General features: G+C 74.6%; 8 protein-coding genes and 1 pseudogene. 1 reads left to right on the top strand and 8 read right to left on the bottom strand.

The genetic code is table 11. The annotated features are described in order from the left end of the window. The 7 genes and pseudogenes from ACFOY6_RS07995 to rpmI all read right to left on the bottom strand — a co-directional run. Nucleotides 1-571 (bottom strand): annotated as a pseudogene (locus ACFOY6_RS07995) (hypothetical protein); the annotation flags it as partial. A gap of 3 nt (nt 572-574) precedes the next feature. After that, the gene (mtaB, locus tag ACFOY6_RS07990; protein ID WP_379635901.1) at nt 575-1,774 is read right to left on the bottom strand and encodes a tRNA (N(6)-L-threonylcarbamoyladenosine(37)-C(2))-methylthiotransferase MtaB; all 1,200 of its coding nucleotides are present in this window, start codon (nt 1,772-1,774) and stop codon (nt 575-577) included. A gap of 107 nt (nt 1,775-1,881) precedes the next feature. Then, nucleotides 1,882-2,724, bottom strand: coding sequence for a diaminopimelate epimerase (dapF, locus tag ACFOY6_RS07985; protein WP_379650027.1), 843 nt, complete (start codon nt 2,722-2,724; stop codon nt 1,882-1,884). 121 nt (nt 2,725-2,845) lie between these two features. After that, entirely contained in the window at nt 2,846-5,317 is a 2,472-nt protein-coding gene (gene pheT / locus ACFOY6_RS07980) for a phenylalanine--tRNA ligase subunit beta (protein WP_379650025.1), read from the bottom strand. Nucleotides 5,318-5,320: 3 nt separating this feature from the next. After that, nucleotides 5,321-6,403: a phenylalanine--tRNA ligase subunit alpha gene (pheS, locus tag ACFOY6_RS07975; RefSeq protein WP_379650023.1), complete on the bottom strand. Its 1,083-nt coding sequence runs from the start codon at nt 6,401-6,403 to the stop codon at nt 5,321-5,323. Between the two features lie 124 nt (nt 6,404-6,527). Further along, nucleotides 6,528-6,899 (bottom strand): 50S ribosomal protein L20, encoded by a 372-nt coding sequence (rplT, locus tag ACFOY6_RS07970; RefSeq protein WP_109516757.1) that lies wholly within the window; start codon nt 6,897-6,899, stop codon nt 6,528-6,530. Nucleotides 6,900-6,916: 17 nt separating this feature from the next. Continuing rightward, entirely contained in the window at nt 6,917-7,123 is a 207-nt protein-coding gene (rpmI, locus tag ACFOY6_RS07965) for a 50S ribosomal protein L35 (protein ID WP_109516758.1), read from the bottom strand. 241 nt (nt 7,124-7,364) lie between these two features. On the opposite strand from rpmI, the gene ACFOY6_RS07960 reads away from it, so the two are divergent. Then, entirely contained in the window at nt 7,365-8,000 is a 636-nt protein-coding gene (locus tag ACFOY6_RS07960) for a YciI family protein (RefSeq protein ID WP_379650021.1), read from the top strand. Between the two features lie 6 nt (nt 8,001-8,006). Here the strand turns inward: ACFOY6_RS07960 and mutL are convergent, their stop codons facing one another. Next, nucleotides 8,007-9,830, bottom strand: a complete 1,824-nt coding sequence (mutL, locus tag ACFOY6_RS07955; protein ID WP_379650019.1) for a DNA mismatch repair endonuclease MutL — start codon at nt 9,828-9,830, stop codon at nt 8,007-8,009. Nucleotides 9,831-9,862: the final 32 nt, after the last annotated feature.

Here is a 9,862-nt window from a genome sequence, read left to right as displayed (position 1 = left end):
CGCACGGGCCTGCCCTCCGGCGGGGCGCGGTGGTGCAGCCGCAGCCGGGCGCCATCGGCGGCCAGGATGGCATCCTCCGCCAAAGCGGGGGCGGCGTGGCGGGCAGGTCGCCCGGCGGCAGATGACCCGGCGGCAGATGACCCGGCGGCAGGCCGGCCAGGTCCGACGGCTGCGGCGAGCGCGTCTCGGGCGGGGCCACGGCGCCGGCGGCTTCCGGCAGGCGGCCGGCCGGCGCATCCTCTGGCGCTTCCAGCCCTTCGGGCGGCGGGCTGCGCGTGCCCTCCGGCGCGGGCGCCATCACCGCCGGATGGGTGTGGGCGGGCGGCGGAAGCTCCGGCTCGGCCTCATCGGCGGCCAAAGGGGCTTCCGGGGCGGGCGGCTCAGCCGAGGCAGGCCTGATCGAAGCAGGCTCGGAAGGGGTGGGCTCGGGCGGGGCAGGCTCGGGCGGGGCAGGCTCGGGCAGGGCCTCGGGGTGCCCGGGCTCCATCTCGGGCGCGGGCGCCGCCGCGTCCTCGGCCGCCTTGTCCTTCTCACGGCCCGTCAGGCGGGCCCACAGGTCACGCAGTGCCATGCCTCAGGCCACCTCGGCCAGCAGGCCGTCCGGCCCGGCGGCGGTGACGCGGGCGCGCAGCACGGCGCCATGATGGCCCGCGGCGCCCTTCAGGCGCAGCGGGGCGAAATGCTCGGTATGGCCACGATCGGGACTTTCCAGCAGCACCGATTCCTCCTGTCCCAGACGGGCGAATGCAAGACGGGCGTTGTAGAAGCGCAGGGCGGCCTCGGCGCCGGCGGCGCGCAGCCGGGCGGCGCGCTCCCGGCGCAGCGGCACCGGCAGCTGCGGCATCCGCGCGGCGGGCGTGCCCGGCCGCTCGGAATAGGGGAAGACATGCAGGAAGGTCAGCCCCGCCTCCTCCACCAGCGCCAGCATCTCGGCGAAGTGTTCCTCGGTCTCGGTCGGGAAGCCGGCGATGAGGTCGGCGCCGAGGGCGAGGCCCGGGCGCAGCGCCTGCGCGCGGCGGGCGCAGGCCAGCGCCTCCGTCCGGCCGTGGCGGCGGCGCATGCGCTTCAGCATCAGCTCCGCCCCGTGTTGCAGGGAGAGGTGCAGGTGCGGCATCAGCCGGGGTTCCTCCGCCAGCAGGCGCCAGAGATCCTCGTCCATCGCCGCCGGGTCGAGCGAGGAGAGGCGCAGCCGCGGCAGCTCCGGCACCAGGGCCAGCAGGCGGCGCACCATCTGCCCGAGCGGCGGCCGCCCCGGAAGGTCGGTGCCGTAGCTGGCGATGTCCACCCCCGTCAGCACCACCTCGCGGTAGCCGGCCTCCAGCACCGCCCGCACCTGCGCCACGATGGCGCCCACCGGCACGGAGCGGGAAGGGCCGCGCCCATAGGGGATGACGCAGAAGGTGCAGCGGTGGTCGCAGCCCTGCTGCACCTGCACGAAGGCCCGCGCCCGCCCGGCGAATTCGGTGACGAGATGCGCCGCCGTCTCAGTGGCGGCCATGACGTCGGAAACGGGGGCGGGCGGCGCGGCGGGGGCCCAGGCCTCCGGCTTCAGCTTGTCGGCGTTGCCGATGACGCGCGCGACGCCCGGCAGCGCCGCCCAGGAATCGGGGGCGATCTGCGCGGCGCAGCCGGTGACCAGGATCGGCGCGCCCGGGTTCTCCCGCGCGGCGCGGCGGATGGCCTTGCGCGCCTGCTTCTCCGCCTCGGCGGTGACGGCGCAGGTGTTGACCAGGATGGCGCCTTCATGCCCCGCCCGCAGCGCCAGCTCGCGCATCGCCACGCTCTCATAGGTGTTCAGCCGGCAGCCGAAGCTGAGCACCCGCACCGGCCCGGCGGAGAGATCCTCGGCCGGCGCGCCGGCTGCCTCCGGCGGGCGGGCATTCATCCCGGGAAGGCCTGCGGGTCGAAGCGGCCCTCGAAGGCGGTGGCCACGGGGCCGGCCATCAGCACATGCCCATCCAGCCGCCATTCCATCGCCAGCGTGCCGCCGGGCAGCTCGACCCGGGCGCGGCGGCCGGCCAGGCCCCGCCGGTGCGCGTTGACCAGCGTGGCGCAGGCGCCGGAGCCGCAGGCCAGGGTCGGCCCCGCGCCGCGCTCCCAGATGGCGACGCGGATGTGGTCCGGCGCCAGCACCTGCGCGAAGCCGATATTGGCGCGCTCCGGCAGCAGCCCGTGGTGCTCGGCCACCGGGCCGAGGGCGCGCCAGTCGATGGCGTCCAGCTCGGGGACGAAGAAGGTGGCGTGCGGGTTGCCCATCGAGCAGGCGGCGGGGTCGGCGACGGCGCCGAGGTCCATCGGCAGGTGCAGCGTGTCCATCTCGGCCGCCAGCGGCACCTCCCGCCAGCCGAGCAGGGGCGGGCCCATGTCGGCGCGGACCCAGTCGGTTCCGTGGGGGCCGTCCGGCAGGCGCTCGCAGGGCAGGTCGCCGCGGATGGTGCGGACCACCACCCGCTCCCGCCCCGTCTCGGCCATCAGCAGGTGGGCAACGCAGCGCGTGGCGTTGCCGCAGGCGCCGGCCTCGGAGCCGTCCGGGTTGTGGATGCGCATGAACACGTCGGCGCCCGCCCCGGCCGTCTCCAGGGTGATGAACTGGTCGCAGCCGATGCCGTAATGACGGTCCGACAGCGCGGCGATGCGCGTGGGGGCCAGCGGCAGCGGGGCGGGGCGGGCATCGACGATGACGAAGTCATTGCCCAGCCCGTGCATCTTCCGGAACGGGATCATGCTGCGCCATATGCCCCGCATGGCCGCCGAAATGAAGGCCCGCCGCGTCCTTCTTCGTTCTGGCCTGACTCGCAGAAAGAAGATGGGGGCGCGGGGGAATTCCTTCCCCCGCCCTTGCTTCTCACCCGCGCAGCGTGGCGCCGGTCGCCTTGGCCACGGCGGCGACGATCTTCGCCCCCACCGCCTCGATCTCGGCATCGGTCAGGCTGGCCTCGCGCGGCTGCAGCGTCACCTCCAGCGCCAGCGAGACCTTGCCCTCGGGCAGCTTCTCGCCGGCGTAGCGGTCGAACAGCGCCACATCCGTGATCAGCGTCCGCTCCGCCCCGCGCGCGGCGCGGAGCAGGTTCTCCGCCGGCACGCCGGTGTCCACCAGGAAGGCGAAGTCCCGCTTCAGCGGCTGGAAGGCGGGCAGGTCCGGCACCGCCTTCTTCTTGCGCTTCGGCTCGGGGATGGCGTCGAGGAACACCTCGAAGGCCACCGCCGGGCCGGCGAGGCCGAGCTCCTCGCGCAGCTTCGGGTGCAGCTCGCCGAACTGCGCCAGCACCACCTTCGGCCCCTGCCGCACCACGCCGGAGCGGCCGGGGTGGTAGTAGCCGGGGGCGTCGGTGGTGACGGAGAGCGCCGCCATCGGCACGCCGAGCGCCGCCAGCACGGCCAGCGCGTCGCCCTTGGCGTCCATCGCGTCCACGGCGCGGGCGGGGGCAGCCCAGTGGCGCGGCGTCTCGCCCAGGCGCAGGCCGGCGGCCACGGTGAGCTGCCCCTCGGGCGTGATGTCGCGGTAGGCGGCGCCCAGCTCGCACAGCGCCACGTCCGGATAGCCGCGCGCGGCGTTGCGGGCGGCGGCCAGGGCCAGGCTCGCCACGGGGGTGGGGCGCATCTGGTCCAGATCGGCGGCGATCGGGTTCTCCAGCCGCAGCGCGGCGGGCGTGTCGCCGAAGCGGGCCGCCACGCGGCTGTCGAGGAAGCCGAAGGAGACGCAGTCCAGCATCCCCCGCGCGGCCAGCGTGCGGCGGGCCAGCACGGCGCGGGCCTGCTTCGGCGTCAGCGCGGGGCGCGGCACGGGGGAGGCGACGGGCAGCGACACGGCCGGGATGCGGTCCAGCCCGTGGATGCGCAGCACCTCCTCCAGCAGGTCGCATTCCGGCTCGATGGCGGCGCAGCCCTCGGCGGCGGCCTGGGCGCGCTCCGCCGGCAGGCCGGGCGCCTGGGTCAGGCTGCCCTGGGCGGCGACGTCGTTGCGCCAGGAGGGGACGGAGACCGTCACCCGCGCCGCATCCCGCGCCACCACGCCGAAGCCGAGGCGCTCCAGCGTGGCCACCGCCGTGTCGGCATCGATGTCGGCGCCGCCGAGGCCGGCGATGCGCTCGAAGCGCAGGCTGGCCTGACGCCGCCACATCGGCTCCGCCCCGGCCTGCGTCACCTCGGAGGCCTCGCCGCCGCAGAGGGCGATGACCATGGCCGTGGCCGCCTCCAGCGCATCGGGCAGCAGCGCCGGGTCGATGCCGCGCTCGAAGCGCTGGCGGGCATCGGAGCGCAGCTCATGCCGGCGGCCGGAGAGGGCGATCCGCACCGGGTCGAACAGGGCGCATTCGATGAACACCTCGGTGGTGCCCTCGTCCGAGCCGGAATGCTCGCCGCCCATGATGCCGGCGAGGCTTTCCACCGCCTCGGCATCGGCGATCACCAGATCCTCCGGCGTGACCGCCACCTCCTTGCCGTTCAGCGCCAGGAAGGTCTCGCCGGCGTGGCCGGGGCGGAGGAACAGGGCATCGCCCTTCACCTTGGCCACGTCGAAGACGTGCAGCGGGCGGCCGAGGTCGAAGGTGAAGAAGTTGGTGATGTCCACCAGCGCGTTGATCGGGCGCAGGCCGATGGAGACCAGCCGGTCCTGCAGCCATTTCGGCGAGGGACCGTTCCTCACGCCCCGCACGGCGCGGCCGAGCACCCAGGGGCAGGCCACCGTATCCTCTACCACCCAGCGCAGCGGCGAGGGATAGACCCCCGGCACCGGCTCGGCTGCGAAGGGCTTCAGCGTGCCGAGGCCGGCGGCGGCGAGGTCGCGGGCGATACCGCGGATGGAGAGCGCGTCGCCCCGGTTGGGGGTGATGGAGATCTCCACCACCGGGTCGTCCAGCCCCGCCCAGGTGGCGTAGGGCACGCCCACCGGCGCGTCGGCCGGCAGGTCGATGATGCCCTCATGGTCGTCGCCGAGGCCCAGCTCGCGCGAGGAGCACATCATGCCCTCGCTCTTCACGCCGCGGATCTCGCCCACCTTCAGCGTGATGCCGGTGCCGGGCACATAGGCGCCGGGCAGGCCGAGCACGGCCTTCATGCCGGTGCGGGCATTCGGCGCGCCGCAGACGACGGAGCGGAGCACGCCATCCCCCACATCGACGGTGCAGGCGCGCAGGCGGTCGGCGTTCAGGTGCTGCACCGCCTCGACCACATGGGCGATGCGGAAGGGCGCGAGCGCCGCGCCCCGATCCTCCACCCCCTCGACCTCCAGGCCGATGGTGTTGAGGGCGGCGGTGATCTGCTCCAGCGAAGCATCCGTCTCCAGATGCTGCTTCAGCCAGCTGACAGAGAACTTCATCGCTCAGACCCCTTCGGCCAGGGTGGCGGGGGAGAGGGGGCTGGTGCCGTAGTGGCGCAGCCAGCGCACGTCGCTCTCATAGAAGGGGCGCAGGTCCGGGATGCCGTGCTTGAGCATGGTGATGCGCTCGATACCCATGCCGAAGGCGAAGCCCTGGAACTCGCGCGGGTCGATGCCGCAATTGGCCAGCACGCGCGGGTGGACCATGCCGGAGCCGAGGATCTCCAGCCAGTCGCCGCCCTTGCCCAGCTCGCCGGTCTTGCGGTTCCAGCCGATATCCACCTCCATCGAGGGCTCGGTGAAGGGGAAGTAGGAGGCGCGGAAGCGCACCGGCAGGTCGCTGATGCCGAAGAAGGCGCGCAGGAAATCGACCAGGCAGCCCTTCAGGTGGCCAAGAGTGATACCGCGGTCGATCACCAGCCCCTCCACCTGGTGGAACATCGGGCTGTGCGTCGCGTCATGGTCGGCGCGCCAGGTGCGGCCGGGGACGATGACGCGGATCGGCGGCTCTTGCCCCAGCATGGTGCGGATCTGCACCGGGCTGGTGTGGGTGCGCAGCACGGGGCGGCGGCCATCCGGGCCGGCGGGGACGTAGAAGGTGTCGTGGTCCTGCCGCGCCGGGTGGTGGTCGGGGATGTTCAGCGCGCCGAAATTGTACCAGTCGCCCTCGATATCCGGCCCCTCGGCCAGGGCAAAGCCCATGGCGCCGAAGATCGCCACGATCTCCTCGATGGTGCGGGCGATGGGGTGGATGGCCCCCTGCTCGGCGCCGGCGGGCGGGAAGGGGCGGGGCGGCAGCGTCACGTCCAGCCGCTCGGCGGCGAGGCGCGCCTCCAGGGCGGCGGCGTCGAGCGCCACGCGGCGCGCCTCGATGGCGGCCTCCAGCGTGGCCTTCAGCCGGTTCACGGCGGCGCCGCGCTCCTTGCGCTGATCGGCGGGCACGGCGCCCAGCCCCTTCAGCAGCGCAGTCAGCGCGCCGCTCTTGCCCAGCGTGCCCACCCGCACCGCGTCCAGCGCGCGGAGGTCGGCGGCGGCGGCCAGCGCGGCCTCGGTCTCCGCCTGCAGGGTGGCGAGATCATCCGTCATGGTATCGTCCCGTCCGTGCCTGGCGCGTCTCGGATGCGCCGATACGAAAAGAGCCGCCGGACGCCCTGGAAGCCCAGGGCGGCGGCGGCTCGGTCATCGCAGCCCCCTCAGGAGGGGGCGGAGATCACGCCTCGGCCGAAGCCGGCAGCGCCGCCTTGGCCTTCTCGACCAGGGCGCCAAACGCGGCGGAGTCCTCGAAGGCGATGGCGGCCAGCACCTTGCGGTCCAGCTCGATGTTCGCGGCCTTCAGGCCGGCGATGAACTTCGAGTAGGTCAGGCCATGCTCGCGGGTCGCGGCATTGATGCGCTGGATCCACAGGCCGCGGAACTCGCGCTTCTTAACGCGGCGGTCGCGGTAGGCGTACTGCAGGGCCTTCTCGACGCGCTCGAGCGCGGGGCGGTAGGCCTTGGAGGAACGGCCGACATAGCCCTTGGCGAGCTTGAGGACCTTCTTGTGACGGGCGTGGGCGGCGACGCCGCGCTTAACACGAGCCATGGTTCAGATCCTCTGTCTTACCGGGCCGAACCGTACGGCATCCACTGCTTCACCGTGTCACCATCCTGCTTGTCCAGCACGTAGGTGCCGCGGTTCTGCCGCTTCATCTTGTTGGTCTTGGCGGTCAGCATGTGGCGCTTGTTGCCGGCGCCAGCCTTCACCTTGCCGGTCGCCGTCAGCGTGAACCGCTTCTTGACGCTCGACTTCGTCTTCATCTTGGGCATTTCGGTACTCCTGGTCCTGAAGCGCCCTGCCTCCGGAGAGGCGGACACGGAACCGCGGCCGGGCATGCCCTACAGGCCCGGACGCGCGGGAAGAGGCGGGGGTATAGCCATGCCCGGCCCGCGCGGCAAGGCCGGAGGCCGATTCGCATGCCGCGCCGCGGCGGGTCCCGTTCCGGCCCTGGGCAGCGCGGCGCGCCTGGCGCAGCATGGCCGCCAGAGATCCGGTGCGGGAGGAAGGGCGATGACGGAATGCCGGCTGGTGCTGGCGCGGGCGGCCGTGGATGCGGCGTCGCGGATCGGCGCGGCGCGCGCGGCGCATCTGGCGCTGATCGGGCCGATGGCGGCGGCGGGGGAGCTGCTCGCCGGGGTGCCGCTGCAGGATGCGGCGGGGCAATACCAGGGCTCGCTGATGCTGCTGCGGCCCGAGGCGCTGGAGCGCTACCTGGAGGCCGAGCCCTTCCGGCAGGAAGGGGTCTGGCAGAGCCATGCGGTGCATGTGTTCCGCCTCGCCCCGCTGCCCTGGCGCCCCCTGCCGGCGGAGCCGGCGCCGGAGCAGCTCACCCACACCATCGCCATCGCCTGGGATGGGCGGGACGAGGCGGCACCGGCGCGGCGCCTGGCGGCGCGCGAGGCGCATTTCGCCCGGGTGGAGCCGGCGGCGCGGGCGGGGCTGCTGGCGCTGGGCGGCGCCATCCTGGACGCGCCGGGCGGGCGGATGGTGGGCTCGGTGGCCATCACCGCGCACCCTTCCGTGGCGGCGGCCCAGGGCTGGTGGGCGGAGGACCCCTATCTGCGCCAGGATGTCTGGCGGGAGGTCTCCTGGCACGCCACGCGCTTCGCGCCGCTGCCCTACCGGCCGCTGCCGGGTGCGGGCTGAGCGGCCTCACCGCCGACCGAACAGCTTCTCGAACTCCGCCTTGCCGAAGCGCAGCCAGGTGGGGCGGCCATGGCTGCAGGTGGAGGCGCGCGGCGTGGCCTCCATCTGCCGCAGCAGGGCGTCCATCTCGGCCGGGTTCAGCCGCCGCCCGGCGCGGATCGAGCCATGGCAGGCCAGCCGCGCGATGGCGGCATCCAGCCGCCGCTCCAGCGCCGTGCTCTCCTCCCACTCGGCCAGCTCGGCGCAGAGGTCGCGCAGCAGGGGCGCGGGGTCGGGGTTGCCGAGCAGGGCAGGCAGGGCGCGCACCAGCACCGCGCCGGGGCCGAAGCCCTCCAGCTCCAGCCCGAGCCGCTCCAGGGCGGGGACGGCCTCCAGCAGGCGGCCGCATTCCAGCGGCGCCAGCTCCACCACGGCGGGCAGCAGCAGGGGCTGGCTGCGCACCTGCCCCTCCAGCAGCTGCGCCTTGAAGGCCTCGTGCGTCAGCCGCTCATGCGCCGCGTGCTGGTCCACCAGGATCAGCGCCCCATCCGGCGCCTCGGCCAGGACGTAGGTCTCCATCAGCTGCGCCACGGGGCGGCCGAGCGGGCCTTCCGCCGCCGCTGGCGGAAGGGGGGCGGGCGCGGCGCCGGCAACAGGGGCGGGGAAGGCGGGGCGCGGCGCGGGCAGGCGCAGCCCGGGCTGCCAGGAGAAGCCGTGCGCGCGCGGCCCGGCGAAGCCCGGCTCCGCCTCGGCGAAGCCGGGCTGAAAGGGCTCCGGCCGCCCGCCGGCGGAAGGCCAGGGCGCGGCGGGCGGAGGGGCGCCGCCTTCCGCCCCTTCCTCCTCCACCACGGCGCCCGTGGTCCCGGCGCCCACCGCCAGCGCTCGGCGCAGCGCCGAGATCAGCGCGCCGCGCACCGCGCCGGCCTCGCGGAAGCGCAGCTCGGTCTTCATCGGGTGGACGTTCACATCCACCATCTCGGGGGGGAGGTCGATGAACAGCGCCGCCACCGGGTGCCGCCCGCTGGCGATGAGGTCGCGGTAGGCCACGCGCAGCGCGGCGCGCAGCAGCGGGTCCCGCACGGGGCGGCGGTTGACGACGAGGTGCTGCTCGGCCGCGGTGGGGCGGGTCAGGCCGGGCAGGGCGGCCATGCCGTCGAGCGTCAGCGCCTCCCAGGAGGCGCCGCCCACCGGCACGGCGGCGGCGGCGAAATCCGGCCCCAGCACGGCGGCGAGGCGCCCGGCGCGGTCGGCCGGCGCCAGGTTCAGCACGGCGCGCCCCTCCAGCTCCACGCGGAAGGCCACCTCCGGCCAGGCCAGCGCCAGGCGGCGTACCGCCTCCACCGCGTGCCCCGCCTCGGTGCCGGGGGTCTTGAGGAACTTGCGGCGGGCGGGGGTGGCGTAGAACAGGTCCCGCACCTCGACGCGCGTGCCCGGGGCGCCGGCGGCGGGCCGCACCTCGCCCTTGGCGCCCCCTTCGACGGTGATCTGGTGCGCCTCGCCCCCCTGCGGGCGGCTGGTGATGCAGAGCCGCGCCACGGCGCCGATCGAGGGTAGCGCCTCGCCGCGGAAGCCCAGCGTGGCGATGCGGAACAGCGCCGCCTCCTCCGGCAGCTTGGAGGTGGCGTGCCGCTCGACGCAGAGGGCGAGATCGGCCGGCGACATGCCGGCGCCGTCATCCTCCACCAGGATGCGCCCGGTGCCGCCTCCCTCCAGCGCCACATGGATGCGGCGGGCGCCGGCGTCGAGCGCGTTCTCCACCAGCTCCTTCACGGCGGCGGCGGGGCGCTCGACCACTTCGCCGGCGGCGATGCGGTCGGCCGTGGTGGCGGAGAGAAGGCGGATGCGGTCCATGCCCGGGCTTATAGCGCAGCCCGGCGGGCGGC

This window comes from Teichococcus aestuarii, assembly GCF_042651065.1.
In the GTDB taxonomy this organism is placed as follows: domain Bacteria; phylum Pseudomonadota; class Alphaproteobacteria; order Acetobacterales; family Acetobacteraceae; genus Pseudoroseomonas; species Pseudoroseomonas aestuarii.
The sequence above is the reverse complement of the archived record's forward strand: the minus strand, read 5'-3'. Positions and strand labels throughout refer to the sequence as shown.